Origin of the sequence: Citrobacter europaeus, assembly GCA_020099315.1 — a bacterium.
Classification (GTDB): Bacteria; Pseudomonadota; Gammaproteobacteria; order Enterobacterales; family Enterobacteriaceae; genus Citrobacter; species Citrobacter europaeus.
This window is the reverse complement of record CP083650.1, coordinates 3,362,573-3,388,655: the sequence shown is the minus strand read 5'-3', so window position 1 is coordinate 3,388,655 and position 26,083 is coordinate 3,362,573. Positions and strand designations below refer to the sequence as shown.

General features: G+C 53.8%; 26 protein-coding genes. 18 read left to right on the top strand and 8 right to left on the bottom strand.

The genetic code is table 11. From position 1 onward, the window contains the following. Window positions 1–4 precede the first annotated feature (4 nt). Complete coding sequence (gene fabB, locus LA337_16035; GenBank protein UBI14686.1) at window positions 5–1,219, top strand: beta-ketoacyl-ACP synthase I; 1,215 nt, start codon at window positions 5–7, stop codon at window positions 1,217–1,219. A gap of 50 nt (window positions 1,220–1,269) precedes the next feature. Here fabB and LA337_16030 read toward each other — a convergent pair whose 3' ends face one another. Then, window positions 1,270–1,788, bottom strand: a complete 519-nt coding sequence (locus LA337_16030) for a YbjP/YqhG family protein (GenBank protein UBI14685.1) — start codon at window positions 1,786–1,788, stop codon at window positions 1,270–1,272. A 289-nt stretch (window positions 1,789–2,077) separates the two neighbouring features. On the opposite strand from LA337_16030, the gene LA337_16025 reads away from it, so the two are divergent. Then, the gene (locus LA337_16025) at window positions 2,078–3,256 is read left to right on the top strand and encodes an MFS transporter (protein ID UBI14684.1); all 1,179 of its coding nucleotides are present in this window, start codon (window positions 2,078–2,080) and stop codon (window positions 3,254–3,256) included. Here the strand turns inward: LA337_16025 and flk are convergent. Beyond that, a complete protein-coding gene (flk, locus tag LA337_16020) occupies window positions 3,253–4,254 on the bottom strand; it encodes a flagella biosynthesis regulator Flk (GenBank protein ID UBI18490.1) in 1,002 nt (333 codons plus the stop codon). The two genes, LA337_16025 and flk, sit on opposite strands and share 4 nt — an antisense overlap. Before the next feature lie 108 nt (window positions 4,255–4,362). On the opposite strand from flk, the gene pdxB reads away from it, so the two are divergent. From pdxB to purF, 9 genes are all read left to right on the top strand, one after another. Next, window positions 4,363–5,499 (top strand): 4-phosphoerythronate dehydrogenase PdxB, encoded by a 1,137-nt coding sequence (pdxB, locus tag LA337_16015; GenBank protein ID UBI14683.1) that lies wholly within the window; start codon window positions 4,363–4,365, stop codon window positions 5,497–5,499. A gap of 67 nt (window positions 5,500–5,566) precedes the next feature. Continuing rightward, complete coding sequence (locus LA337_16010) at window positions 5,567–6,580, top strand: aspartate-semialdehyde dehydrogenase (GenBank protein UBI14682.1); 1,014 nt, start codon at window positions 5,567–5,569, stop codon at window positions 6,578–6,580. Continuing rightward, a complete protein-coding gene (gene truA, locus LA337_16005; GenBank protein ID UBI14681.1) occupies window positions 6,580–7,392 on the top strand; it encodes a tRNA pseudouridine(38-40) synthase TruA in 813 nt (270 codons plus the stop codon). Before LA337_16010 ends, truA begins: the two co-directional genes overlap by 1 nt. Window positions 7,393–7,416: 24 nt before the next feature. Beyond that, window positions 7,417–8,076: a DedA family protein gene (locus LA337_16000; GenBank protein ID UBI14680.1), complete on the top strand. Its 660-nt coding sequence runs from the start codon at window positions 7,417–7,419 to the stop codon at window positions 8,074–8,076. Between the two features lie 149 nt (window positions 8,077–8,225). Next, on the top strand, window positions 8,226–9,140 hold the full coding sequence (gene accD, locus LA337_15995) for an acetyl-CoA carboxylase, carboxyltransferase subunit beta (protein UBI14679.1): 915 nt from the start codon (window positions 8,226–8,228) through the stop codon (window positions 9,138–9,140). 192 nt (window positions 9,141–9,332) lie between these two features. Next, entirely contained in the window at window positions 9,333–10,601 is a 1,269-nt protein-coding gene (gene folC / locus LA337_15990; GenBank protein UBI14678.1) for a bifunctional tetrahydrofolate synthase/dihydrofolate synthase, read from the top strand. Continuing rightward, window positions 10,591–11,253, top strand: coding sequence for a cell division protein DedD (gene dedD, locus LA337_15985; protein ID UBI14677.1), 663 nt, complete (start codon window positions 10,591–10,593; stop codon window positions 11,251–11,253). Before folC ends, dedD begins: the two co-directional genes overlap by 11 nt. 220 nt (window positions 11,254–11,473) lie before the next feature. Further along, complete coding sequence (cvpA, locus tag LA337_15980) at window positions 11,474–11,962, top strand: colicin V production protein (protein ID UBI14676.1); 489 nt, start codon at window positions 11,474–11,476, stop codon at window positions 11,960–11,962. Window positions 11,963–11,995: 33 nt separating this feature from the next. Next, window positions 11,996–13,513 (top strand): amidophosphoribosyltransferase, encoded by a 1,518-nt coding sequence (purF, locus tag LA337_15975; GenBank protein UBI14675.1) that lies wholly within the window; start codon window positions 11,996–11,998, stop codon window positions 13,511–13,513. A gap of 102 nt (window positions 13,514–13,615) precedes the next feature. Here the strand turns inward: purF and LA337_15970 are convergent, their stop codons facing one another. Continuing rightward, window positions 13,616–15,577, bottom strand: coding sequence for a glycoside hydrolase family 127 protein (locus tag LA337_15970; GenBank protein ID UBI14674.1), 1,962 nt, complete (start codon window positions 15,575–15,577; stop codon window positions 13,616–13,618). Between the two features lie 7 nt (window positions 15,578–15,584). Next, the gene (locus LA337_15965) at window positions 15,585–16,988 is read right to left on the bottom strand and encodes an MFS transporter (GenBank protein ID UBI14673.1); all 1,404 of its coding nucleotides are present in this window, start codon (window positions 16,986–16,988) and stop codon (window positions 15,585–15,587) included. 339 nt (window positions 16,989–17,327) lie between these two features. Here LA337_15965 and LA337_15960 point away from each other — a divergent pair, with 339 nt between their 5' ends. The 7 genes from LA337_15960 (at window position 17,328) to hisP (ending at window position 23,414) form a co-directional block, all read left to right on the top strand. Further along, the gene (locus LA337_15960) at window positions 17,328–18,320 is read left to right on the top strand and encodes a LacI family transcriptional regulator (protein UBI14672.1); all 993 of its coding nucleotides are present in this window, start codon (window positions 17,328–17,330) and stop codon (window positions 18,318–18,320) included. A 61-nt stretch (window positions 18,321–18,381) separates the two neighbouring features. Then, window positions 18,382–18,951, top strand: a complete 570-nt coding sequence (locus LA337_15955) for a UbiX family flavin prenyltransferase (protein UBI14671.1) — start codon at window positions 18,382–18,384, stop codon at window positions 18,949–18,951. 287 nt (window positions 18,952–19,238) lie between these two features. Continuing rightward, window positions 19,239–20,021 carry a lysine/arginine/ornithine ABC transporter substrate-binding protein ArgT gene (argT, locus tag LA337_15950; GenBank protein UBI14670.1) on the top strand — a complete coding sequence of 261 codons (783 nt, stop codon included), beginning with the start codon at window positions 19,239–19,241 and terminating at the stop codon, window positions 20,019–20,021. Between the two features lie 247 nt (window positions 20,022–20,268). After that, window positions 20,269–21,051, top strand: a complete 783-nt coding sequence (gene hisJ, locus LA337_15945) for a histidine ABC transporter substrate-binding protein HisJ (protein ID UBI14669.1) — start codon at window positions 20,269–20,271, stop codon at window positions 21,049–21,051. A gap of 185 nt (window positions 21,052–21,236) precedes the next feature. Beyond that, entirely contained in the window at window positions 21,237–21,923 is a 687-nt protein-coding gene (locus tag LA337_15940) for a histidine ABC transporter permease HisQ (protein UBI18489.1), read from the top strand. Beyond that, window positions 21,920–22,627 (top strand): histidine ABC transporter permease HisM, encoded by a 708-nt coding sequence (gene hisM, locus LA337_15935; GenBank protein UBI14668.1) that lies wholly within the window; start codon window positions 21,920–21,922, stop codon window positions 22,625–22,627. Before LA337_15940 ends, hisM begins: the two co-directional genes overlap by 4 nt. Window positions 22,628–22,640: 13 nt before the next feature. Next, the gene (gene hisP / locus LA337_15930; protein UBI14667.1) at window positions 22,641–23,414 is read left to right on the top strand and encodes a histidine ABC transporter ATP-binding protein HisP; all 774 of its coding nucleotides are present in this window, start codon (window positions 22,641–22,643) and stop codon (window positions 23,412–23,414) included. A 33-nt stretch (window positions 23,415–23,447) separates the two neighbouring features. Here hisP and LA337_15925 read toward each other — a convergent pair whose 3' ends face one another. The 4 genes from LA337_15925 to yfcG form a co-directional block, all read right to left on the bottom strand. After that, complete coding sequence (locus LA337_15925) at window positions 23,448–23,963, bottom strand: GNAT family N-acetyltransferase (GenBank protein UBI14666.1); 516 nt, start codon at window positions 23,961–23,963, stop codon at window positions 23,448–23,450. 71 nt (window positions 23,964–24,034) lie between these two features. Beyond that, the gene (locus LA337_15920; GenBank protein ID UBI14665.1) at window positions 24,035–24,928 is read right to left on the bottom strand and encodes a TIGR01777 family oxidoreductase; all 894 of its coding nucleotides are present in this window, start codon (window positions 24,926–24,928) and stop codon (window positions 24,035–24,037) included. A gap of 19 nt (window positions 24,929–24,947) precedes the next feature. After that, the gene (folX, locus tag LA337_15915) at window positions 24,948–25,310 is read right to left on the bottom strand and encodes a dihydroneopterin triphosphate 2'-epimerase (GenBank protein UBI14664.1); all 363 of its coding nucleotides are present in this window, start codon (window positions 25,308–25,310) and stop codon (window positions 24,948–24,950) included. A 54-nt stretch (window positions 25,311–25,364) separates the two neighbouring features. After that, on the bottom strand, window positions 25,365–26,000 hold the full coding sequence (gene yfcG, locus LA337_15910; protein ID UBI18488.1) for a GSH-dependent disulfide bond oxidoreductase: 636 nt from the start codon (window positions 25,998–26,000) through the stop codon (window positions 25,365–25,367). Window positions 26,001–26,083: the final 83 nt, after the last annotated feature.

Here is a 26,083-nt window from a genome sequence, read left to right as displayed (position 1 = left end):
TTGAATGAAACGTGCAGTGATTACTGGCTTGGGCATCGTTTCCAGCATCGGTAATAACCAGCAGGAAGTCCTGGCATCTCTGCGTGAAGGACGTTCAGGGATCACTTTCTCTCAGGAGCTGAAGGACTCCGGCATGCGTAGCCACGTTTGGGGCAACGTAAAACTGGATACCACTGGCCTCATTGACCGCAAAGTAGTGCGCTTCATGAGCGACGCATCCATTTATGCATTCCTTTCAATGGAGCAGGCTGTGGCTGATGCTGGCCTTGCTGCAGAAGATTACCAGAATAATCCGCGCGTTGGCCTGATTGCAGGTTCCGGCGGCGGCTCCCCACGTTTTCAGGTATTCGGCGCTGACGCAATGCGTAGCCCGCGTGGCCTGAAAGCGGTTGGCCCGTATGTGGTCACCAAAGCGATGGCGTCCGGCGTTTCAGCCTGCCTCGCAACGCCGTTCAAAATCCACGGCGTAAACTACTCCATCAGCTCTGCCTGTGCGACATCTGCGCACTGCATCGGCAATGCGGTAGAACAAATTCAATTGGGCAAACAAGACATCGTTTTTGCTGGCGGCGGCGAAGAGCTGTGCTGGGAAATGGCGTGTGAATTCGACGCAATGGGCGCGCTGTCTACCAAATATAACGACGATCCATCCAAAGCTTCCCGTACCTATGACGCAAACCGTGATGGTTTCGTTATTGCAGGCGGCGGCGGTATGGTTGTCGTCGAAGAACTGGAACACGCTCTGGCCCGTGGCGCGCATATCTATGCGGAAATCGTCGGTTACGGCGCAACGTCCGATGGTGCTGACATGGTTGCTCCGTCTGGCGAAGGCGCAGTACGTTGCATGCAGATGGCGATGCACGGCGTAGACACGCCGATCGACTACCTGAACTCCCACGGTACCTCTACTCCGGTAGGCGACGTGAAAGAGCTTGGCGCAATTCGTGAAGTGTTTGGCGACAACAGCCCGGCAATCTCTGCGACCAAAGCGATGACTGGTCACTCCCTGGGCGCGGCTGGCGTACAGGAAGCTATCTACTCTCTGCTGATGCTGGAACACGGCTTTATCGCGCCAAGCATCAACATTGAAGAGCTGGATGAGCAGGCGGCAGGTCTGAACATCGTGACCAAACCGACCGAGCAGGCGCTGACCACCGTGATGTCCAACAGCTTCGGCTTTGGCGGCACCAACGCAACGCTGGTCATGCGTAAGCTGTAAGTGTAAGTCTACAAAATGAGATGCAAAGGGGAGCCTAATGGCTCCCTTTTTTATTTTTTCATCTTTTCGTACTCCGGTGCGATCTCCGCAGACCATGCCCTGGCTTGCGCAATATTACCGGCGCTGTAGATTGGCTGTTCAAATTGATTGCCCAGATCCCGCACACGATAAATTTTCCAGCGACCCTCTTCCCAACGGGTATACACTTCCAACTGCATGGGCGCTTCGCCTGTCGGTCCACCTAATTGTACTTCCACCTTTTCGCCACCGAGAAAGGGCTGGGCCGCCCCAACCCGTAACAGTGGGATCCATTCAGGGGCGTAATCCTGCACGTACATAAAGTAGTCAGAATCCATTATTTCCTGCTCGTAAAGACTGTCAATCAGCGCCAGACGGTCGATAACGTCTTTCGCCACATAAAGTTGCATGAGTGCGGACGTATCCCGATCTTGTGTGTAGGCGGACATCCACGCGAGATAGAACTGTTTTACATCTTGTGTGCTGTCCCGATGAGGCGCAGAGCAGCCGCAAAGCACCAGGATGAGAGCAATAAGCGAAAATGCTTTCATTTCCGTGTCCCTAAAATATTCTGGCGAAACTGATCGTTGAGTGTCTTCCTGATTGACAACTTTTTCCTCATTGTTTGTGCTTTTCTTAGAGAGAATAACCATTTGTTTTGTGTGGTGTTCAGTGATTTCAAGGTTGACAAGTTTAGCCCCTCGCAGGCAGACTCCAGCTTCAACATTATCCTCTTGATAATGCGTAAGCGTTTAACGTTATCCAACGCACCTTAATCCTGATAGTCAGGTAGAGGGGGCGTGGGCATTCCTCGCCTTACTCTGCATTTTGGAGTAACGCATGACAGTTGTAACTCAACAAGAAAAAACACCTTCGGCGAACTTTTCGCTGTTTCGCATCGCTTTTGCGGTTTTCCTGACCTATATGACGGTCGGTTTACCTTTGCCCGTCATTCCTCTGTTTGTGCACCAGGAGCTCGGCTATGGCAATACCATGGTCGGTATCGCCGTAGGCGTACAGTTTCTGGCAACGGTATTAACGCGCGGCTACGCCGGGCGCCTGGCCGATCAATATGGCGCTAAACGTTCGGCGCTACAGGGGATGTTTGCCTGTGGGCTGGCGGGCGCGGCGTGGCTTTTAGCCGCGCTATTGCCTGTTTCTGTCCCCGTAAAATTTGCGTTGTTAATCGTCGGTCGTTTGATCCTCGGTTTTGGCGAAAGCCAGTTGCTCACCGGGACGCTGACCTGGGGACTTGGGCTGGTCGGGCCAACACGTTCGGGTAAGGTGATGTCGTGGAACGGGATGGCGATTTACGGTGCGCTGGCTGCCGGTGCGCCGTTGGGCCTGTTGATCCACAGCCACTTTGGTTTTGCGGCGCTGGCGGGGACGACGATGGTTTTACCGCTGCTGGCATGGGTATTCAATGGCACCGTGCGCAAAGTGCCTGCTCATGCAGGAGAACGTCCTTCGTTATGGAGCGTGGTAGGGCTTATCTGGAAACCGGGCCTGGGCCTGGCGCTGCAGGGCGTTGGCTTTGCGGTGATCGGTACGTTTATTTCACTCTATTTTGTCAGCAACGGCTGGACGATGGCGGGGTTCACCCTGACCGCGTTTGGTGGGGCGTTTGTGCTGATGCGCATTCTGTTTGGCTGGATGCCGGACCGGTTCGGCGGCGTGAAGGTCGCCGTTGTCTCCTTGCTGGTGGAAACCGCAGGACTGATTCTGCTGTGGCAGGCCCCATCGGCCTGGATTGCGCTGCTCGGGGCGGCATTAACCGGGGCCGGGTGTTCGCTTATCTTCCCGGCATTGGGCGTCGAGGTCGTGAAGCGAGTGCCCGCGCAGGTTCGCGGTACAGCGCTGGGCGGTTATGCCGCGTTTCAGGATATCTCCTACGGCATAAGTGGTCCGATCGCCGGGGTGCTGGCCACCGCATACGGTTATCCCTCGGTATTCCTTGCCGGGGCGATATCCGCCGTGGTGGGCATTATTGTAACGCTGCTAACGCTGCGTAAAGGTTAAGCGACCAGCCAGAAAATGGCTAACGCAATCATCAACGCAATAAACAGCAGTCCCGGTCGTGCCGACAGAGATTTAACCGTTTCAATCATCGGCGCGAACGGGCTGTAAATGGGCTGCAGATGACGCGGATCGCTGAGCTCGCGTTCTCGTTCCACGCGGCGCAGGAAGATTTGATTCAGCAAGTCCTGCACCTGCACCGTGGTCAGAATCGTTTGTGGTTGGATCTGATACGTCTGCTGCGCGTACTCTTTTATTGCCGTCAGCTCATTCGGCTCTAATGGCAGCTTTAGCGCCGCCTGGAGCGTTTGCAGTGTTGGGGCGCTTTGCAGGCTGAGCGTCTGGCGCGCCTGCAGCCAGGTGACCAGATGCGTAAATTGTTTGGCGGGGATCAGCTCTCCGCTTTTTACGCCAGACAGCTCCAGCATCGACTGCCAGATCATCTTCCCGGATTCTCCCGTGGCCGCCGCCAGTTTGGTAACCAACTGGTTCAGCGTATTGTGCTCAGCGGGGAGCAACGGACGATCGGTGGCCGGGCGCTGCTGCGGTTGCGGTATCGAAAGTTGCCCTTGCTGCAGCAGCGTGAGCACGTTCTTCAACTGCTCAGGCGTGAGCTGGCTAAGCGCCGTTTGCCCATACTGCTGACGGATAAAATCACTTACCGCCTGGCGGTTATTTCCCTGACTCAGTAATTCAGTGAGCTGCGACAGCACCTGACGATTAGCATGATTTTGCTGAGCAACCCCCAGCCGTTGGTTAAGGTTTTGCTCAGCGGCAGGAAAGTGACGTGACTGCAACGGCGTATCACTTTTAACGCCCAGATCGTGCTTCATTCCGGCCCACACCTCGGCGCTTTGCTGTTGGGTGAGTGAAATCAGACGGGTAATCAGTCGCTCCAGCACGGTACGTTGTTGTGTGGATAACGGTTGTTCACCCGCCGCGGAAGGGGCATTTTGGCCTTCGCCGGGAGGGCGAGCGGGCGTACCTGAAATGGGCTGCATCATCTCTGTTCCTTAAATCTGTGCTGACCAGGTCTCGCAGTATGCCTGGCGGCGAGATTATGGCACACTTGCCCGGTTAACTCTCGTTCTCAAACAGGTGCGAAAGACGTGAAAATCCTCGTTGATGAAAATATGCCCTATGCCCGCGAACTGTTCAGTCGTTTGGGGGAGGTAAAAGCGGTTCCCGGTCGCCCGATTCCCGTTGCCGAACTGGATGATGCAGATGCCTTAATGGTGCGCTCGGTGACGAAAGTAAATGAATCACTGCTTAGCGGAAAACCGGTTAAATTTGTCGGTACGGCAACCGCAGGCACGGACCATGTGGATGAAGCCTGGCTTGCGCAGTCGAAGATCGGTTTTTCCGCCGCCCCCGGCTGTAACGCGATTGCGGTCGTGGAATATGTGTTTTCAGCACTGCTGATGCTGGCGGAGCGTGACGGGTTTGCGTTATGCGATCGTACAGTGGGCATCGTGGGCGTGGGTAACGTGGGCGGACGTTTACAGACGCGCCTGGAAGCGCTGGGGATCCGTACGCTGCTGTGCGATCCACCGCGAGCCGATCGCGGTGACGAAGGCAATTTCTGCACGCTGGATGAACTGGTAGAGCAAGCCGATGTGCTGACTTTCCATACGCCGCTGTTCAAAGACGGACCGTACAAGACGTTGCACCTCGCGGATGACGCGCTGATTAGCCGACTGAAGCCGGGCACCATTCTGATCAACGCCTGCCGCGGGCCAGTCATCGACAATACGGCATTGCTGAACCGATTGAATGCAGGTCAGTCGCTGAGCGTCGTACTGGATGTCTGGGAAGGGGAGCCGGATCTCAATGTGGCATTGCTGGAGAAAGCCGATATCGGCACAGCGCACATTGCCGGGTACACCCTGGAAGGAAAAGCGCGTGGCACCACGCAGGTCTTTGAGGCCTATAGCAAGTTTATTGGTCGCGAACAGCACGTGGCGCTGAATACCCTGTTACCGGCGCCTGAATTTGGTCGTATCACTCTGCATGGCCCGTTAGATCAGCCAACGCTGAAAAGGCTGGCGCATTTAGTGTATGATGTGCGCCGCGATGATGCGCCGCTGCGTAAAGTCGCTGGAATTCCGGGTGAGTTTGATAAACTGCGTAAAAATTATCTTGAGCGCCGTGAATGGTCGTCTTTATACGTGATGTGTGACGACGCAACGGCTGCGGCCTTGCTGTGTAAGCTGGGTTTTAACGCGGTTCACCACCCGGCACATTAATGTCTTCTTAATGCTCCCTGTCGAATAATACGACAGGGACGCTTACGTATTTCTGGAGTAAATCACCATGTCTGAAGGCTGGAATATTGCCATTCTTGGCGCTACGGGCGCCGTAGGCGAAGCCCTGCTCGATACGCTGGCTGAACGCCAGTTCCCGGTCGGTGAAATTTATGCGCTGGCGCGTAATGAAAGCGCCGGCGAGCATCTGCGTTTTAACGGTAAATCGGTCATTGTGCAGGACGTTGCAGACTTTGACTGGACGCAGGCGCAGTTAGCATTTTTCGTTGCGGGCGCAGAAGCCACCGCCGCATGGGTCGAAGAAGCGACCAATGCCGGTTGTCTGGTTATCGACAGCAGTGGCCTGTTCGCGCTTGAGCCGGACGTTCCGCTGGTGGTTCCGGACGTTAACCCGTTCGTGCTGGCGGATTACCGCAACCGTAATGTGATTGCGGTCCCTGACAGCCTGACCAGCCAACTGCTGTCTGCGCTGAAGCCGCTGATTGATGACGGCGGTCTGTCACGTATTACGGTGACCAATATTATTTCGGCTTCCGCTCACGGTAAAAAAGCCGTCGATGCGTTGGCCGGACAGAGTGCGAAACTGCTTAACGGCATCCCGATTGACGAAGATGATTTCTTTGGCCGTCAGTTGGCGTTCAACATGCTGCCGCTGCTGCCAGATCGCGAAGGTAGCGTGCGGGAAGAGCGTCGTATTGTCGATGAAGTGCGCAAAATTATGCAGGACGACGGACTGCTGATCTCCGCCAGCATCGTGCAGTCGCCCGTGTTTTATGGCCATGCGCAGATGGTGAATTTTGAAGCTCTGCGTCCGCTGGCGGCGGAAGAAGCACGTGATGCGTTTTCACGCGGTGAGGACGTGGTGTTGTCGGAAGAGACTGATTTCCCGACCCAGGTTGGCGATGCCTCGGGCACTCCGCACCTGTCAATTGGCTGTGTGCATAACGATTACGGTATGCCGGAGCAGGTTCAGTTCTGGTCTGTGGCAGACAACGTACGCTTCGGCGGCGCGTTGATGGCGGTGAAAATTGCGGAAAAACTGGTACAGGAGTACCTGTACTAATGTCTGACCAGCAACAGCCTGCAACCCATAAAATTGCGCTGGGCATTGAGTATGACGGCAGCAAATATTATGGCTGGCAGCGCCAGAACGAAGTGCGTAGCGTTCAGGAAAAACTGGAAAAAGCGCTCTCTCAGGTGGCGAATGAGCGTATCAATGTCTTTTGTGCCGGACGCACGGATGCAGGTGTTCATGGCACGGGGCAGGTTGTGCACTTTGAAACGACCGCCCTGCGTAAAGATGCGGCCTGGACACTGGGGGTAAATGCGAATTTACCTGGTGACATCGCTGTACGCTGGGTGAAAGCTGTACCCGATGATTTTCATGCCCGTTTTAGCGCCACGGCTCGCCGTTATCGCTACATCATCTACAATCATCGGTTGCGCCCTGCGGTTTTGGGTAAAGGGGTAACCCATTACTATGAACCGCTGGACGCTGAGCGTATGCATCGTGCTGCCCAGTGTCTGATTGGCGAAAATGATTTTACCTCGTTTCGGGCGGTGCAGTGTCAGTCGCGCACACCGTGGCGCAACGTGATGCACATTAACGTCGAACGTTTCGGTGCATATGTGGTGGTGGATATTAAAGCGAATGCCTTTGTACATCATATGGTCAGGAATATTGTCGGCAGCCTGATGGAAGTAGGCGCCCACAACCAGCCGGAGAGCTGGATAGCAGAACTGTTAGCGGCGAAGGACAGAACGCTGGCAGCGGCAACGGCGAAAGCGGAAGGGCTGTATCTGGTTGCGGTAGATTACCCGGAACGGTTCGACCTGCCAAAACCGCCTATGGGCCCGCTATTTCTGGCGGACTAATTTGAGTCGTATAAAGGCAAAACTATGGACCTGATTTACTTTCTTATCGATTTTATCTTGCACATTGATGTGCACCTGGCGGAGCTGGTTGCGGAATACGGTATCTGGGTATACGCGATTCTGTTTCTGATCCTGTTCTGCGAAACCGGACTGGTGGTAACGCCGTTCTTGCCGGGAGACTCGCTGTTGTTTGTCGCTGGTGCGCTTTCTGCGCTGCCAACTAACGATCTCAACGTTCATCTGATGGTGATGTTGATGATTGTGGCGGCGATTATCGGCGATGCGGTGAACTACACGATTGGCCGGTTGTTCGGTGAAAAACTTTTCAGTAACCCGAACTCTAAAATTTTCCGTCGCAGTTACCTGGATAAAACCCATGCGTTCTACGAGCGTCATGGCGGCAAAACGATTATCCTGGCGCGTTTCGTGCCTATCGTGCGTACATTCGCGCCGTTTGTTGCCGGGATGGGGCACATGTCCTACCGTCATTTTGCGATGTATAACGTCGCAGGCGCGCTGCTGTGGGTATTGCTGTTCACCTATGCAGGCTATCTGTTCGGCGATCTGCCGATCGTTCAGGAAAACCTGAAATTACTGATTGTGGCGATTATCGTCCTTTCCGTATTGCCGGGCGTAATTGAAGTGATTCGCCATAAACGTGCTGCGTCACGGGCTGCAAAATAGAAAGTAACTCAGCGGTTCGACCACTTTTTTATCCAAAGTTTCGGGCTGTTATGTTTTAATGTGCAACATTCATGGTCTGTTAGGGGCAAAAATGGCATTATGCGCCCCTTATTACAAAGCTGACTAGGGTTCAGGCAGAAAGGTCACCAATGAGCTGGATTGAACGAATTAAAAGCAACATTACTCCCACCCGCAAGGCAAGCATTCCTGAAGGGGTGTGGACCAAGTGTGATAGCTGCGGTCAGGTTTTATACCGTGCTGAGCTGGAACGTAATCTTGAGGTCTGTCCGAAGTGTGACCATCATATGCGCATGTCGGCGCGCAATCGCCTGCATAGCCTGTTAGATGAAGGTTCTCTTGTGGAACTGGGTAGCGAGCTTGAGCCGAAAGACGTGCTGAAGTTTCGTGACTCCAAAAAATACAAAGACAGACTGGCTTCTGCGCAGAAAGAAACCGGTGAGAAAGATGCGCTGGTGGTGATGAAAGGCACGCTCCACGGTATGCCGGTCGTTGCTGCTGCATTCGAGTTCGCGTTTATGGGCGGCTCCATGGGCTCTGTGGTCGGTGCGCGTTTTGTCCGCGCCGTTGAGCAGGCGCTGGAAGATAACTGTCCGCTGATCTGCTTCTCCGCTTCTGGCGGGGCGCGTATGCAGGAAGCGCTGATGTCTCTGATGCAGATGGCGAAAACCTCTGCCGCGCTGGCGAAAATGCAGGAACGCGGTTTACCGTATATTTCTGTACTGACCGACCCAACGATGGGCGGTGTTTCCGCGAGCTTCGCGATGCTGGGCGATCTTAACATTGCAGAACCGAAAGCACTGATCGGCTTCGCGGGTCCGCGTGTTATCGAGCAAACCGTACGTGAGAAACTGCCGCCGGGATTCCAGCGCAGCGAGTTCCTGATTGAAAAAGGCGCTATCGATATGATCGTCCGCCGTCCGGAAATGCGCCTGAAACTGGCAAGCATTCTGGCGAAGCTGATGAATCTGCCTGCGCCGAATCCGGATGAGCCGCGTGAAGGCGAGGTGGTACCTCCGGTTCCCGAGCAGGAACCAGAGGCCTGATAGTTTACTCTATGGGTTTCGGGTTGCAGGCAGGCGATAAAAGCGTTGATCCCGATGAGCTTACACCGGTAAGTGATTCGGGAGAGCGAGTACAGCCAACGCATCTGCAACGTGAAAAACGACGTGTAAAAAAGGGCAGGCCGGTTGGCGCTGCCCTTTTGCTTTCCTCAACGTAAAGAATCTACAGCCATCATGGACAATAAACGTATTCCTCAAGCCGCGTCGCCCCTGGCATCGTGGCTTTCTTATCTGGAAAACCTGCACAGTAAAACCATCGATCTTGGCCTTGAACGCGTCAGTCAGGTGGCGCGCAAACTCGGTGTGTTGAAACCCGCGCCATTTGTTTTTACAGTGGCGGGAACCAACGGGAAAGGCACAACCTGCCGTACGCTGGAATCTGTGCTGACCGCAGCAGGTTATAAAGTTGGCGTTTACAGTTCACCCCATCTGGTGCGCTACACGGAACGCGTGCGCGTGCAGGGACGTGAACTGCCGGAATCCGCGCATACCGCCTCATTTGCTGAGATTGAAGATGCGCGTGGCGACATTTCTCTGACCTACTTTGAATACGGTACGTTATCAGCGCTCTGGCTGTTTAAACAGGCTCAACTGGATGTCGTCATTCTGGAAGTTGGGTTAGGCGGCCGCCTTGATGCGACCAATATCGTTGATGCCGATGTCGCTGTGGTGACCAGCATTGCACTCGACCATACTGACTGGCTGGGCCCGGATCGCGAAAGCATCGGTCGTGAGAAGGCGGGAATTTTCCGCGCAGAGAAACCGGCTATCGTCGGCGAACCGGAAATGCCTTACACCATCGCCGATGTCGCGCAAGAGAGCGGGGCGATTTTGCAACGCTGCGGCGTGGACTGGCGCTATGCGGTCACGGAGAATGACTGGTCGTTTACGGACGCTCATGGAACGTTGTCGCACCTGCCGTTGCCGCAGGTTCCACAACCTAACGCCGCTACCGCACTGGCCGCGCTTCGCGCAAGCGGGCTTAACGTCAGCGAGCAGGCGATTCGTGAGGGTATCGAAAAAGCGATTTTACCGGGGCGTTTTCAGATTGTGAGCGAGTCGCCGCGGGTGATTTTTGATGTCGCCCATAACCCGCATGCGGCGGAGTATTTGACCGGACGTCTGAAAAAGTTAGTGAAAAGCGGGCGTGTACTTGCGGTTATCGGTATGCTACATGATAAAGATATTGCCGGTACGTTAGCCTGGTTAAAAAGCGTGGTTGACGCTTGGTACTGTGCGCCCCTGGAAGGGCCGCGTGGTGCAACGGCAGAACAACTGCTGGAGCACCTGGGCAAAGGCAACGCCTATGACAGCGTGGCGCAGGCATGGTCTGCAGCACTCGCTGAGGCGAAGCCAGAAGATACCGTGTTGGTGTGTGGATCGTTTCACACTGTCGCACATGTCATGGAAGTGATAGACGTGGGGAGAAGCGGTGGCGAGTAAGTTTCAGAATCGATTAGTCGGCACAATTGTGCTGGTCGCGCTGGGGGTGATTGTGCTCCCCGGGCTGCTTGACGGGCAGAAAAAGCATTATCAGGATGAGTTTGCGGCGATCCCTCTGGTGCCGAAACCCGGCGATCGCGATGAACCAGACATGATGCCTGCGGCAACGCAGGCGCTGCCGACCCAGCCGCCGGAAGGGGCGGCAGAAGAGGTGCGGGCGGGTGATGCTGCCGCGCCATCGTTGGATCCGTCACGTTTGACGACGGCAAACAGCGCGGAGTTAGATCCTGTCCCTGCGCCCGTAGAGCAGCCGAAGCCCAAACCGAAGCCGCAGCCTGTTGCCGTCGCTCCGACGCCTGCACCGACCCCAGCGCCTAAACCGGCTGTTGAGGAACCGCCAGCGCCGACTGGTAAAGCGTACGTTGTACAGCTTGGTGCGCTGAAAAATGCGGATAAGGTCAATGAGATCGTGGGTAAACTTCGTGGCGCGGGCTTCCGGGTATATACTTCCCCGTCGACGCCGGTGCAGGGTAAAATAACCCGTATTCTCGTAGGGCCTGACGCCTCCAAAGATAAGCTAAAGAACTCGCTGGGCGAGCTGCAGAAGATCTCTGGTCTGAGTGGCGTCGTGATGGGGTACACCCCTAATTAAGGGATTGCGCTGTTCTCGGCGCTGCTCTTATTCAGGCCGGATAGGGTGTTTTCACCGCTATCCGGCACTGCCCGAAGAGTCATAAAACGGTATGGCGTTGAAGATTTTTTCAGCGCCATTTTTATTTACGCGTGGAAAGGAAATCCCTACGCAAACGTTTTCTTTTTCTGTTAGAATGCGCCCCGAACAGGACGACAGGGCGTAAAATCGTGGGACACTTATGGTCTGGATTGATTACGCCATTATCGCGGTGATTGGTTTTTCCTGTCTGGTTAGCCTGATCCGTGGCTTTGTTCGTGAAGCATTATCGTTGGTGACTTGGGGTTGTGCTTTCTTTGTCGCCAGCCATTACTACACTTACCTGTCTGTCTGGTTTACGGGCTTTGAAGACGAACTGGTTCGAAATGGGATTGCTATCGCGATACTGTTTATCGCGACACTTATCGTCGGCGCTATCGTTAACTTTGTGATAGGCCAACTGGTAGAGAAAACAGGTTTGTCGGGTACCGACAGGGTGTTGGGGATCTGCTTTGGTGCTCTGCGAGGAGCGCTGATCGTCGCCGCCATACTGTTCTTTCTCGATACCTTTACCGGTCTGTCGAAAAGTGAAGACTGGAGTAAGTCGCAGCTGATCCCGCAGTTCAGTTTCATCATCAGATGGTTCTTTGACTATCTGCAAAGCTCGTCAAGTTTCTTGCCCAAAGTATAAACTTTGGGTTGTTGCTGAACGAGGAAAAGACGTATGTGCGGTATTGTCGGTATCGCCGGTGTTATGCCGGTAAACCAGTCGATTTATGACGCGTTAACGGTGCTCCAGCATCGTGGTCAGGATGCCGCAGGCATCATCACCATTGATGCCAACAACTGCTTCCGCTTGCGTAAAGCAAACGGAATGGTGAGCGATATTTTTGAAGCGCGCCATATGCAGCGTTTGCAGGGCAATATGGGCATCGGTCATGTGCGTTACCCAACGGCTGGCAGCTCCAGCGCCTCCGAAGCTCAACCTTTTTACGTCAACTCACCGTATGGCATCACGCTTGCCCATAATGGCAACCTGACCAACGCGCATGAGCTACGTAAAAAGCTGTTTGAAGAAAAGCGCCGCCACATCAATACCACTTCAGATTCTGAAATTCTGCTGAATATTTTCGCCAGCGAGCTGGATAACTTCCGCCACTATCCGCTGGAAGCCGACAATATTTTTGCTGCTATTGCCGCAACCAACCGCCAGATCCGCGGCGCCTATGCCTGCGTGGCGATGATTATCGGCCACGGTATGGTTGCCTTCCGCGATCCTAACGGTATCCGCCCGTTGGTATTGGGTAAACGCGATATCGGCGATGGTCGTACCGAGTACATGGTGGCGTCCGAGAGCGTAGCGCTGGATACGCTGGGCTTTGAATTCCTGCGCGACGTAGCACCCGGCGAAGCGGTGTATATCACCGAAAAAGGTCAGCTGTTTACCCGCCAGTGTGCCGATAACCCGGTCAGCAATCCGTGCCTGTTTGAATATGTTTACTTCGCACGTCCTGACTCCTTTATCGACAAGATTTCCGTCTACAGTGCCCGCGTAAACATGGGTACTAAGCTTGGCGAAAAAATTGCTCGTGAGTGGGAAGATCTGGACATTGACGTGGTGATCCCGATTCCGGAAACCTCCTGTGATATCGCGCTGGAAATTGCTCGTATCCTCGGTAAGCCGTACCGTCAGGGATTTGTGAAAAACCGCTACGTGGGACGTACCTTTATCATGCCGGGCCAGCAGCTGCGCCGTAAATCCGTGCGCCGTAAGCTGAACGCCAACCGTGCGGAGTTCCGTGATAAGAACGTGCTGCTGGTGGATGACTCTATCGTACGTGGCACCACCTCAGAACAGATTATCGAGATGGCGCGTGAAGCCGGAGCGAAGAAGGTGTATCTGGCTTCTGCTGCCCCGGAAATTCGCTTCCCGAACGTTTATGGTATCGATATGCCTACGGCGACGGAGCTGATTGCTCATGGTCGCGAAGTCGACGAGATTCGCCAGATAATCGGCGCAGACGGGCTCATCTTCCAGGATCTGAACGATCTGATTGAAGCGGTCCGCGCGGAAAACCCGGATATTCAGCAGTTTGAATGTTCAGTGTTTAACGGCGTGTACGTTACTAAAGACGTCGACCAGCAATATCTCGATTTCCTCGACTCCCTGCGTAATGACGATGCCAAAGCGGTGTTGCGTCAGAACGAAGCGGAAAACCTTGAGATGCACAACGAAGGTTAAAACTGGACATGCCGGATGGCGACGCATTGCGTCTTATCCGGTCTACAGTCCATCATCGTTGTAAGCCGGATAAGGCGTAGCCTCCATCCGGCTTTTTTATGGCTACACCTCGTCGACCCAAATTCGCATTTCGCCTTCGCCGCGGTTGGCCCAGCTAAACCACGGGATAAAGGTCAGCGTCTGCTTCTCAACCGCCGTCTGGCGATTATCAAAGCTGTATAGCGGCTTATCCTCATGCGCGGTCAACACGCGTACGCCTTCCGCTTGTAGCAGCACTTTCCCTTTCAGCAAGCCCACGCCCTGAATCTCACGAAACGCGCTCGCCTTCGGTAGCGACAGGTTGTGCAGTTGTGCGTCGTTATCCGCCTCTTCCAGACAGTAGACCAGAGGCCCACGCTGAATCGCCACTTTACCCGCCGCATGGCGCACCAGCGGATTGGCATACACGCGACGAACGGGCATCGGCAGATTTAGGGTAATGATGTCTCCTTCCTGCCACTGGCGATGCAGGTGCAGATAACCTTTCACCATTTTGCCCTGAGCCGCTTCGCCGTTTACCTGCACCATTGGTGCCGCGCACCACTCTGGCAGGCGCAGCGCCAGCGTGTGCTCGACTACCTGCGGCTGGTTAAAGCGAATCGAGACCTGCTCGTCCCACGGATAGTTACCCTCAATCTTGAGCGCCAGCGTCTGAGCGTCAACCGTAAACTGCGCCTCGCTACCGGCATAGAAGTTAATAAACAGCGCGTCCGGGCGTGGGGTAAAAATATAGTGACCAATGGCGACCAGCGTACGGGCGATGTTTGGTGGGCAGCAGGCGCAGCCGAACCAGCGTTGGCGCACGGGCTTAATGTGGTCGTAAATATGGTTATGCGGAATACTTTTGGGTTGCGTTTCCAGCGGGTTCACATAGAAGAAATGTTTGCCGTCCAGCGCCATCCCGCCCAGCACCGTGTTGTAAAACGCGCGTTCCATGACATCGGCATAGTGCGCGTCGCCTTCCATTTCCAGCATGCGGCGGGCAAACATCATCAGGCCGATGGAGGCGCAGCTTTCTCCATAGGCGGTATCATTCGGTAAATCGTAATCGCTGGTGAAGGCCTCGCCGATCCCTTGCGAGCCAATACCGCCGGTGATGTACATTCGGCGCTGCACCATGTTATTCCAGATGCGCAAGCAGGTCTGGCGCTTTTCTTCGTCGTTCGTCATGCGGGCGATATGCGCCAGCCCGGTCATCAGATACACCGAACGTACCGCATGGCCGACGGCTTCGCTCTGTTGCGCCAGCGGTTTGTGGGCGTGGGTATAGGCTTTATCTTTGACCATCCATGCCTCGCCCCAGTTATCCCAGTGCCAGGTGCCCCCGCGCTGAGCAAACTCAATATCGTAATAGTACGGTTGCTGGCCGCGCTCTTCGAGAAAGAAGCGTGCCAGCGCCTGATAGCGTGGTTCCTGTGTAACTTCATACAGGCGCATCAGCGCCAGCTCAATTTCCGGATGACCCGGATAGCCGCGCAGCTGGCCTTCGTTTGGGCCGAAAACGGTGTCGATGTGGTCGGCGAAGCGGCAGGCTATCTCCAGCAGCCGACGCTTGCCGGTGGCGTTAAAAAAGGCCACTGCGGCTTCAAACAGATGCCCGGCGCAGTACATCTCATGGCATTCCGCAACGTTGGTCCAGCGCAGCCCCGGCTCTTTAACGGTGTACCAGGTGTTGAGATAACCATCTTCACACTGCGCTTTTGCCAGCAGCTCGATGACCTCATCGGCGGTCTTCTCAAGCTGTGCGTCCGGCTTTTGACTGAGTGACCAGGCCACGGCTTCCAGCCATTTAGTCACATCGCTATCCTGAAATACCATGCCATAAAACTCACCGTGCTCAAGTCCGGCGGCAATGCGGTAGTTCATCAGCGCGTGGCTTGGCTCCGCTTCAGGGATCTCGTCGTTCAGCGCTTGCCATTGATAGGGGATAACCACGTCGCGGATCAGACGCTGGTACTCTCCTAAAAACGGGTCGGTGATGGTGATGTTATTCAGGTCGGCTTCAATCACATCAGACTGCATCATGTTTACCTCAGGAAATGTGTGAATGTCGTTGGTGAAGATCGGTTGAGATTTGCTGCATCATCGGGCCGTTGAGACGGCATTTGAGCAGGCACAGCGCCAGCGCGAGATGGAAAATTGCGGGTACGATGCTTTGCAGCAGGGTGATGCCCTGAATCGATGCCGCGGTCTGGTTTTCCAGCCCCGGTCGATAGGCCACCATAATCAGAATCAGGCTGATAATGCCCCCGGACGATGCCCAGGAGAGCTTGATAAAAAAGAGGTTGAAGGCGAAGTTCATGCCGGATGAACGAACGCCGTTTTTCCATTCACCGTAGTCATCGGCAAAGGCCATAATGGAGAAGTGCAGCGGCAGGGTGAAACCCAGCACCACGTTGTTGATTAAGATACAAACCAGCCACAGGGTCTGGTACTGCGGCCCGGTCGGCAGAAAGTACATGGCGATACCGAAGACGACCAGCGCCAGGTTGGTGTAAAAATACAGTTTCACCATATCAAAGCGGCGGGAGAGGGGATTGACGATAATCGCCCCGGCAATGGATGCCACGGTCACCACGCCAAAAAACAGCGACATAAACCCGGCGCTGCCCTGCAGGACATAAGAGATAAAGTACATGTAGCCGCCGCCGCGAATACACAGAATGTTCACCAGCAGGAAGGACATCACCAGCATCATCAAGAGCTGATCGTTTTTACGCAGCCCGGCCAGATGTTCGCGCAACGTAAAGCTGCCCGCCAGCGATAACGGTACGCGCTCTTTGACCCAGAAGAAGCACAGCAGAAACATCACCACGCCCACGGTACACAGTACCGTTACGCCGTATTGGTAGCCTTTTGCCAGGTTGCCCTGCCCAAAGACCTCCACCATCCACGGTAATCCTACCGCGACCAGGAAACCCGCAATGCCGCTTAATACAAAGCGCCAGGACTGACAAGACATCACCTGATCGTGTCGATTAGTCACTGCGTTAATCAGCGCACAGTATGGAACGTTGTTAGCGGTATAGCCGATGGAGAGCAGGAAGTAGGTGCCAAAGGCCCAGGCAATTTTCGCGTTTGGCCCCATATCCGGCACCGTGAAAGTCAGAATGCCGATTACGCCGAGCGGTACTGCGGTCCACAGTTGCCACGGACGAAAACGGCCCCAGCGGCTGCGGGTACGATCGGCAATCACGCCCATCACCGGGTCAGAAACGGCATCGAAAATACGCAGAACAAAAAACATCGCCCCCACAATGGCCGGGCTTAAGCCAAAAACATCGGTATAGAAAAAGAGCAAAAAGCCGCTTATCAAATCTGAGATGCAGTGCCCGCCGGCATCGCCTAATCCATAGCCTATCTTTTCGCGGGTCGAAAGCGTCTCGCCCGCGTCAATTGTCTGTACATCAGTATCCAGGTTATCAGCAATTGTCATAACCAATCCTCGAACAGGGGGATGATTTAAAGAGTCATTACGGCTTATCTCTGACAGTGTTTACTAAACAAGTAACGGCGGTGAGCATAGATCTGCTATGGAGCATTGGTATATGGCGTGTTTCTTTCTCTGTGAAAATGATCGTGATTTTTACTAGAAAAATATTATTAATAGTGATTTTAATCACAAATGCAGGGTGGAGGAGCACGATTAGCGGTTCTGCTAGTGACTCTGTGGGGAAATTACGTATTGTTAATCGTCTGCTGTGAGAGTGATATTCTTACGGCTAATGGAATCAGACGTCGACTGAAGAACGCGTGACAGGTGCAAACAAACGGAATGGCGAAAAAGACCCGAATTAAAGACATTGCAGCGGCATGCGGTGTTTCTATTGCTGCGGTTTCCCGGGCGCTGAAAGGGCAACCCGGTCTTGGCGAGGAGACGCGTCAGAGAATACTGACGATTGCGCAGGCTGAGGGCTACGATTTTGGCCGTTTGCGTAGCGGTCGTATTAAACGCTTACTTTTTTTGCTGCATCGCGAACACAATATCGCCAGCGCGTTACCTTTCTATTCCACGGTGATGCTCGGCGTGGCTGAAGCTTGTCGGGAAAATGACATTGCGATGAGTTTCTTACCCATCGGACCGGAAGACTCGGTGGCGGAGATGATTAACCTGCACCAGCCCGATGCGCTTATCTGCGCCGGTTATCTGGAAGCTGAAATACTTGCTGAATTGCGGAAGCTGGCATTGCCTGTGGCGCTGGTGGATCTGTGGGCCGCCGACTTTCCTTGCGTCAACCCGGATAATTTTCATGGCGGATTTATTGCTACACGTCACTTGCTTGAACAGGGACGCAAGCGCATTGCATTTCTTGGACATTCGCAACGACATTACAGTATTCGCCAGCGTGTAGAAGGGTATCAGCAGGCGCTGTTTGACGCCGGACTCTCGCTTCCTGAGGAATATCAGGTTGAAGCGCCGCCGGTCAAAAATATTGAGCAGGCGCTGATTGAGGGGATGGACAAACTGCTGGCGCTGGCCCAGCCGCCGGATGCGATTTTTGCCTATAACGATATTGCCGCGCTGGTGGCGATGCGGGTCTGTGCGCGCAAAGGAATCAGGGTGCCGGAAGATATCGCCATTGTTGGATTCGATGATATTGATGCAGCGGCCTGGGCGCATCCGGCGTTAACCACCATTGCGGTTGATAAGCGCGAGCTTGGACAGGATGCGTTTCGTTTGCTACTCAATGAGCAAGGGGAACGAAATCTGCTGCAGCCGGTTCGTCTGGTGGTTCGTGAAAGCTCGCTCAGTTCAGCGCCACATTGACAGTTGCGCCCGACGCCGTAATCCGGCAAAGTCTCGCCATTACGACGAAAAGGCTCTCACAGTGAAACGACTCATCATTGGTATTTCTGGCGCAAGCGGGGCAATTTACGGCGTGCGCCTGCTGCAGGTTTTGCGTGACGTTAGCGATGTGGAAACCCATCTGGTGATGAGTGCCGCTGCCCGGCAGACACTGGCGCTGGAAACGGACCTCTCTGTACGCGACGTGCAGGCCCTGGCGAATGTGAATCACGATACGCGCGATATCGCCGCCAGTATCTCCTCCGGTTCTTTTCAGACCGCCGGAATGGTTATTCTGCCGTGTTCAATCAAAACGCTTTCTGGCATCGTTCACAGCTACACCGATGGACTGCTTACCCGTGCGGCAGACGTGGTGTTAAAAGAACGTCGCCCGTTGGTGCTGTGCGTGCGTGAAACGCCGTTGCATCTGGGTCATCTGCGGCTGATGACGCAGGCGGCGGAAATTGGCGCGGTGATTATGCCGCCTGTTCCGGCATTCTATCATCGCCCTCAAACGCTGGATGATGTGATTAATCAAACGGTTAACCGCGTACTTGATCAGTTTGATATCTCCCTTCCGCAGGATCTGTTCACCCGCTGGCAAGGGGCGTAAGCCGTTCCATCAGCGTGCAAAGAAACATCCGTTGCCCTGTTTCAGGGCAATTTTGTAACCGCGATCATATCCTCAACATTTAATTCGTTAAAACTCAACGAAACGCTGCGGTTCAACCGTCAGACCTGCTATCTTCAAAATCAGGACATTATTGCAACGTTTTATTAACATATTTAACGTCGAATATCCTCATCGGCGCGAAAATGGCATAAGACCTGCATGAAAAAGTCTGCAAACACACAACACAACGTAAAACATAATAAAATTACGCCACTTGAGGGTTATGTATGAAGAAGACGGTTCTTGCTTTGTCTTTGCTGGTAGGACTCTCCGCCACCGCGGCCAGCTACGCAGCACTTCCGCAGACGGTTCGTATTGGTACAGATACAACGTACGCACCTTTTTCCTCTAAAGATGCCAAAGGCGACTTCGTCGGCTTTGATATCGATCTGGGAAATGAGATGTGTAAGCGCATGCAGATCAAATGTACCTGGGTTGCCAGCGACTTTGATGCGCTGATCCCGTCGCTGAAAGCGAAAAAAATCGATGCCATCATCTCCTCGCTTTCTATCACCGAGAAGCGTCAGCAAGAGATTGCATTCTCAGACAAACTTTACGCTGCAGACTCACGTCTAATCGCCGCGAAAGGTTCCCCGATTCAACCGACTCTGGACTCCCTGAAGGGCAAGCACGTTGGCGTCCTGCAAGGCTCGACTCAAGAAGCCTATGCCAATGACAACTGGCGCAGCAAAGGCGTGGACGTGGTGGCCTATGCGAACCAGGACCTCATCTATTCTGACCTGACGGCGGGCCGTCTGGACGCGGCGTTGCAAGATGAAGTCGCGGCCAGCGAAGGCTTCCTGAAGCAGCCTGCTGGTAAGGACTACGTCTTTGCCGGTCCATCAGTAAAAGATAAAAAATACTTTGGCGACGGAACCGGGATTGGCTTACGCAAAGATGATGCAGAGCTGAAAGCCGCTTTCGATAAAGCGCTGGGCGAACTGCGCAAAGACGGCACCTACGACAAAATGGCGAGCAAGTATTTTAACTTCAATGTCTACGGCGATTAATACGCCGCAGCGGGGAATTGACTGCACCATTGCGGGTAACCATTACGGTGCATGATAAATTCAGTGCACTGTTTTGGTGCTTTTATCGCTGACTTAATAAGCATGAGTGCATACTTAAGCGCTTTTCATGCAAATAAATACCGCCGACAGGGTAGAATGCTTTGCCTTGTCGGCCTGATTAATGGCACGATAACTGCACCTGGTCCTGTAAAGATCCCCTATAAAAGACAGTCTGTTGAGGATAGTTATGAAAAAACTGGTGTTGTCTCTTTCTCTGGTCCTGGCTTTCTCCAGTGCTACCGCAGCATTTGCAGCCATTCCGCAAAAAATTCGTATCGGTACCGATCCTACTTATGCGCCGTTCGAATCGAAAAATGCGCAGGGTGAATTAGTCGGTTTTGATATCGATCTGGCTAAAGAGCTGTGCAAACGTATCAATACACAATGTACCTTCGTGGAAAACCCGCTGGACGCGCTGATCCCTTCGCTAAAAGCGAAGAAAATCGATGCCATCATGTCCTCGCTTTCCATTACTGAAAAACGTCAGCAGGAAATCGCCTTTACCGACAAGCTTTATGCAGCCGATTCGCGTCTGGTTGTCGCTAAAGATTCTGCTATTCAGCCGACCATTGAGTCGCTGAAAGGCAAACGTGTTGGCGTACTGCAGGGCACGACTCAGGAAACGTTCGGCAACGAACACTGGGCGCCAAAAGGCATTGAAATTGTCTCCTATCAGGGGCAAGACAATATCTATTCTGACCTGACTGCCGGGCGTATTGATGCCGCATTCCAGGATGAAGTCGCAGCCAGCGAAGGCTTCCTGAAGCAGCCAGTTGGTAAAGATTACAAATTCGGCGGCCCGTCTGTGAAAGATGAGAAGTTGTTCGGTGTGGGTACCGGTATGGGACTGCGCAAAGACGACAACGAGCTGCGCGAAGCGCTGAACAAAGCCTTTGCCGAAATGCGAGCTGACGGTACTTACGAGAAGCTGGCGAAAAAGTACTTCGATTTTGATGTTTACGGCGGTTAATCACCGCAGGTGCTGATAAAGCCCGTAGATTTTTGACACGTTGAATTTATGCCTGATGGCGCTGCGCTCATCCGGCCTACGTTGATTTGTAGGCCGGATAAGGCAAAGCCGCCATCCGGCATTTAACGGTGAGTCTGAAATCAAAAGAGGCTTATTACTCCACCACACACGACAGGACAGGCAGCATGTTGTATGGCTTTTCAGGTGTTATTTTACAGGGCGCAATTGTTACGCTCGAGTTGGCACTCAGCTCGGTGGTACTGGCGGTTCTGATAGGCTTAGTCGGCGCGGCAGCAAAGCTGTCGCAAAGCCGGGCGCTGGCGCTTATATTCGAAGGGTACACCACGCTTATCCGCGGCGTGCCCGATCTGGTCTTAATGCTGCTCATTTTCTACGGATTACAAATCGCGCTGAACACCGTTACCGATGCCATCGGTATCGGCCAGATTGATATCGATCCAATGGTCGCGGGTATCATTACGCTCGGGTTTATCTACGGCGCCTATTTTACCGAAACATTTCGTGGCGCATTTATGGCCGTACCAAAAGGCCATATTGAAGCCGCGACGGCATTCGGTTTTACCAGCTCACAAATATTTCGCCGCATAATGTTCCCGGCGATGATGCGCTATGCCTTACCGGGAATTGGCAACAACTGGCAGGTCATTCTTAAGGCCACCGCGCTGGTATCGTTGCTAGGACTTGAAGACGTGGTGAAAGCCACTCAGCTTGCCGGGAAGAGTACCTGGGAGCCGTTCTATTTTGCCGTAGTGTGCGGGGTCATCTATCTGGTGTTTACCACTGTTTCTAATGGTGTGCTGCTGTACCTTGAGCGCCGCTATTCCGTGGGTGTGAAGAGGGCTGACCTGTGATCGAGATTATTCAGGAATACTGGAAGTCCCTGCTGTGGACCGACGGATATCGCTACACCGGCGTTGCTATCACCCTGTGGCTTCTGATTTCATCAGTGGTGATGGGCGGGATACTGGCGCTGTTTTTGGCAATTGGTCGTGTTTCCAGTAATAAATTTATCCAGTTCCCTATCTGGCTATTCACTTATATTTTTCGTGGGACGCCGCTGTACGTACAGCTACTGGTGTTTTATTCCGGAATGTATACGCTGGAGATAGTTAAAGGCACGGATTTCCTCAACGCGTTTTTCCGCAGTGGGCTGAATTGCACCGTGCTGGCGTTGACGCTGAACACCTGCGCCTATACGACGGAGATCTTCGCCGGGGCCATTCGTTCCGTGCCCCATGGTGAGATTGAAGCCGCGCGTGCTTACGGGTTCTCGTCGTTTAAACTGTATCGTTGCATTATTTTGCCTTCCGCACTGCGTATTGCGCTGCCGGCTTACAGCAATGAAGTGATTTTAATGCTGCACTCCACGGCGCTGGCGTTTACCGCAACGGTGCCTGACCTGTTGAAAATCGCCCGTGATATCAACTCGGCAACGTATCAGCCGTTTACCGCATTCGGTATTGCCGCTGTACTGTATTTGATTATTTCGTATGTCCTGATCAGTCTGTTCCGTAGAGCGGAAAAACGCTGGTTGCAGCATGTATCCTCTAAATGATTCGAGTAACACGATGTCTGAAAATAAATTAAACGTTATCGATTTACATAAGCACTACGGCGAACATGAAGTGCTGAAAGGGGTATCGCTGCAGGCCAACGCGGGTGATGTTATCAGTATTATTGGTTCGTCAGGTTCCGGTAAAAGTACCTTTCTGCGCTGCATTAACTTTCTCGAGAAACCGAGCGCTGGGTCGATTGTCGTCAGTGGCCAGAATATTGGTCTGGTGCGCGACAAAGACGGTCAGCTTAAGGTTGCAGATAAAAATCAGCTGCGCCTGCTGCGAACGCGACTGACGATGGTCTTTCAGCACTTTAATCTGTGGAGCCACATGACGGTGCTGGAAAACGTGATGGAAGCGCCGATCCAGGTGCTGGGGCTGAGCAAGCAAGAAGCCCGCGAACGTGCGGTGAAGTATCTGGCTAAAGTGGGCATTGATGAGCGCGCACAGGGCAAATATCCGGTGCACCTGTCCGGTGGTCAGCAGCAGCGCGTCTCCATTGCCCGCGCGCTGGCGATGGAACCGGAAGTGTTGCTGTTTGATGAGCCCACCTCGGCGCTTGATCCGGAGCTGGTGGGCGAAGTGTTGCGCATTATGCAGCAACTGGCCGAAGAGGGAAAAACCATGGTGGTCGTGACCCACGAAATGGGTTTTGCCCGTCATGTCTCCACGCACGTGATTTTCCTGCATCAGGGGAAAATTGAGGAAGAGGGCGACCCGGAGCAGGTATTCGGTAATCCGCAAAGCCCACGTTTGCAGCAGTTCCTCAAAGGTTCGTTGAAGTAAATCACCTGCCCGGAGGCGCTACGCTTTCCGGGCTTACAATTTTAGCGCGTCACGCTCCAGCCGAAACACCCAGTCGTCGTAGGCGATGCCGTCAATCTCATATGCTTTTTCCAGCACCTGCGTACGCACAAAGCCCGTTTTTTCCAGAATCCGTACTGAGCCCTTATTCTCCGCAAGAGCGTAAGCATTTATCGCCGTGACGGATGTCTGCTCGAAGGCATACTGGCACACCGCGCGTACGGCTTCGCTGGCAATACCTTTCCCCTGAGCCTGCGGCATAATGGCGTAGCCGAGGTCGGCCTCGTGCGGGTACAGGTGACTGATTTGCAGGCCAATATCGCCGAGCGGCGTGGGGTTGTTATGCTCGCGGATGACGAAAGTGTGCTGTGCGGCAAGGCGTCTGGCGAATAACAGACGCGTATCTTTCGCTGGGGCGATATCGCCCATATAACGCATGACGTCAGGACATTCACGTAGTCTCTGGAAAAATGACCAGTCAGAAAACTGAAACAAAGAGAGGGTAAGTCGGGGAGTCGAAATTATCGCCATAACGTCGCCATTGCGGATATCTGGTCTATAACCTTACCACCGCAACGGCGACTGTGAATAGCGCTTAAGGGTTATCGAATGACATCCGCCAGCGCTTCTTCTAAATCGTACCAACGAAAGGCGAAACCAGACGCTTCCAGGCGTTTTGGCAACGCCCGCTGCCCGCCGAGAACCAGCACTGAAGACTCACCCATCAGTAGACGCATTACGCTGGCGGGAACGCGCAGAATGGCAGGGCGGTTCAGCGCGTGGCCCAGCGCATGGGCAAACTGCTCATTGTGTACCGGATAGGGTGAAACCATATTGAAGGGACCGCGCAGATCGTTATCCAGCAGCCAGATAATTCCGTTGACCATATCATCAACATGGATCCAGGCCATATACTGCCGTCCGTTGCCAATGGGGCCGCCTAAGCCAAGACGAAACGGCGGGACCATTTTTGCCAGAATACCGCCAGCAGAGGCCAATACCACGCCGGTACGCAGCATACACACGCGAGTTTTATCGCTCTGCGCAGTGCTGGCAATTTGCTCCCAGCGGGCGCACAGCTTGTGGGTAAATTCGTTATGCGGCGGCTCTTCTTCCGTGACCACAACTTCGCCCAAATCACCGTAGTAACCGGTAGCGGAACCGGAAATAAGCACCGCGGGCGGCGTCTCGCTGGCATTGATTAAATCGACCAGCTTCTGCGTAATACCCCAACGGCTCTGGCACAGGCGTTCCTTTTGCTGTGCGCTCCAGCGCTTATCTGCGATAGGCTCCCCGGCAAGGTTAATCACGGCATCAACATCATTGAGGTTTTGCCGCTCAGCCAGGCCTTTGGACAGCGTGACCCGGGAGTCGAGGATCTGACGCGCCTTATCAGGGGAACGAGTCACTACGGTTATCTGATGCCCCAGTTCCAGCAGGTGGGGGATCAGATGACGTCCAATCAGGCCAGTACCGCCGGTAATCAGAATCTGCATGTCGCCTCCCGGGTTACGTTTAGCGCTGCCAGCTCAGCGTCATAGACACTGAGTCGGCGTAACGCAATGCGTGAAGTTTATCTATCTCCACTTCAGCATAAGTGACCCAGTGATGTTCGCGTGCGATATCGAGCACATCTTGAGTTAATTTTTCCAACAATGAGAAGCGGTTACCCTCCACGTGGGCAATGATGCTCTTGGTGATAGTGCGATAATTCAGCGCGTCGTTGATATCTTCGCTGGCACGGGCTTTGTCTGCCGGATAGTGAATGGCAATGTTGATGACGATATCCTGGCGGTTAAGGATCTCCTCTTCTTTGATGCCGATAAAGGTGCGCAGACGAAGGTTTTTTATACGAATAATAGCGTCAGGTTGTGACATTGCAGGTTTCCTCCATGTATGAACCTTTGCATGATACACGAGAACCGATTCGCGTCACCGCTTCTCACTCTGTGCTTGCTGCATGGCGCGTTCCGTAGCGGGACGCGTACGGATGCGTTCGTGCCAGTTATTAACCGCCGGATAGTTGTCGAGGTCGATGCGCTGACGCTGATGGGCGTGGATCCACGGCCAGCAGGCAATGTCGGCAATGCTGTAGTGATCCCCTCCCAGCCAGGGGGACGTTTCCAGGCGTTTATTCATCACGTTGTACAGGCGCTGGGTTTCTACCTGGTATCTTTCAATGGCGTAGGGAATCGTTTGTGGGGCGTAGTGGCTGAAATGATGATTCTGACCCAGCATGGGGCCCAGCCCGCTGACCTGCCAGAACAGCCACTGCAGCGTGGTGTGGCGCTCACGCAACTCACCGCTCAGCAGCTTACCGCTCTTTTCCGCCAGATAGAGCAAAATTTCTCCGGACTCAAACAGGCTGATAGGTCTTCCTCCGTCCGCCGGGGCGCTGTCGATAATGGCCGGGATTTTATTGTTCGGCGAGATCTGCAGAAAGTCAGGGCGAAACTGGCTGCCTTTGCTGATATCGACATGAATCAGACGGTATTGCAGCTGCGCCTCTTCAAGGAAAAGCGTGATTTTGTGACCGTTTGGCGATGGCGTGTAATAGAGATCGATCATTTTCAGCGTCCGTTTTGTCATGAACCGGGTCATAACAAGTATAGAGCCTGTTGGCGTGCGTGAGTTTTCATCAAGTGACAGCG

What these genes read in the sequence shown, in the direction of transcription:
- fabB (UBI14686.1), top strand. Translation starts at nt 5, where the DNA reads ATGAAACGTGCAGTGATTACTGGCTTGGGCATCGTTTCCAGCATCGGT.
- LA337_16030 (UBI14685.1), bottom strand. Translation starts at nt 1,788, where the DNA reads ATGAAAGCATTTTCGCTTATTGCTCTCATCCTGGTGCTTTGCGGCTGC.
- LA337_16025 (UBI14684.1), top strand. Translation starts at nt 2,078, where the DNA reads ATGACAGTTGTAACTCAACAAGAAAAAACACCTTCGGCGAACTTTTCG.
- flk (UBI18490.1), bottom strand. Translation starts at nt 4,254, where the DNA reads ATGCAGCCCATTTCAGGTACGCCCGCTCGCCCTCCCGGCGAAGGCCAA.
- LA337_16010 (UBI14682.1), top strand. Translation starts at nt 5,567, where the DNA reads ATGTCTGAAGGCTGGAATATTGCCATTCTTGGCGCTACGGGCGCCGTA.
- truA (UBI14681.1), top strand. Translation starts at nt 6,580, where the DNA reads ATGTCTGACCAGCAACAGCCTGCAACCCATAAAATTGCGCTGGGCATT.
- LA337_16000 (UBI14680.1), top strand. Translation starts at nt 7,417, where the DNA reads ATGGACCTGATTTACTTTCTTATCGATTTTATCTTGCACATTGATGTG.
- accD (UBI14679.1), top strand. Translation starts at nt 8,226, where the DNA reads ATGAGCTGGATTGAACGAATTAAAAGCAACATTACTCCCACCCGCAAG.
- folC (UBI14678.1), top strand. Translation starts at nt 9,333, where the DNA reads ATGGACAATAAACGTATTCCTCAAGCCGCGTCGCCCCTGGCATCGTGG.
- cvpA (UBI14676.1), top strand. Translation starts at nt 11,474, where the DNA reads ATGGTCTGGATTGATTACGCCATTATCGCGGTGATTGGTTTTTCCTGT.
- purF (UBI14675.1), top strand. Translation starts at nt 11,996, where the DNA reads ATGTGCGGTATTGTCGGTATCGCCGGTGTTATGCCGGTAAACCAGTCG.
- LA337_15970 (UBI14674.1), bottom strand. Translation starts at nt 15,577, where the DNA reads ATGATGCAGTCTGATGTGATTGAAGCCGACCTGAATAACATCACCATC.
- LA337_15965 (UBI14673.1), bottom strand. Translation starts at nt 16,988, where the DNA reads ATGACAATTGCTGATAACCTGGATACTGATGTACAGACAATTGACGCG.
- LA337_15960 (UBI14672.1), top strand. Translation starts at nt 17,328, where the DNA reads ATGGCGAAAAAGACCCGAATTAAAGACATTGCAGCGGCATGCGGTGTT.
- argT (UBI14670.1), top strand. Translation starts at nt 19,239, where the DNA reads ATGAAGAAGACGGTTCTTGCTTTGTCTTTGCTGGTAGGACTCTCCGCC.
- hisJ (UBI14669.1), top strand. Translation starts at nt 20,269, where the DNA reads ATGAAAAAACTGGTGTTGTCTCTTTCTCTGGTCCTGGCTTTCTCCAGT.
- LA337_15940 (UBI18489.1), top strand. Translation starts at nt 21,237, where the DNA reads ATGTTGTATGGCTTTTCAGGTGTTATTTTACAGGGCGCAATTGTTACG.
- hisP (UBI14667.1), top strand. Translation starts at nt 22,641, where the DNA reads ATGTCTGAAAATAAATTAAACGTTATCGATTTACATAAGCACTACGGC.
- LA337_15925 (UBI14666.1), bottom strand. Translation starts at nt 23,963, where the DNA reads ATGGCGATAATTTCGACTCCCCGACTTACCCTCTCTTTGTTTCAGTTT.
- LA337_15920 (UBI14665.1), bottom strand. Translation starts at nt 24,928, where the DNA reads ATGCAGATTCTGATTACCGGCGGTACTGGCCTGATTGGACGTCATCTG.
- folX (UBI14664.1), bottom strand. Translation starts at nt 25,310, where the DNA reads ATGTCACAACCTGACGCTATTATTCGTATAAAAAACCTTCGTCTGCGC.
- yfcG (UBI18488.1), bottom strand. Translation starts at nt 26,000, where the DNA reads ATGATCGATCTCTATTACACGCCATCGCCAAACGGTCACAAAATCACG.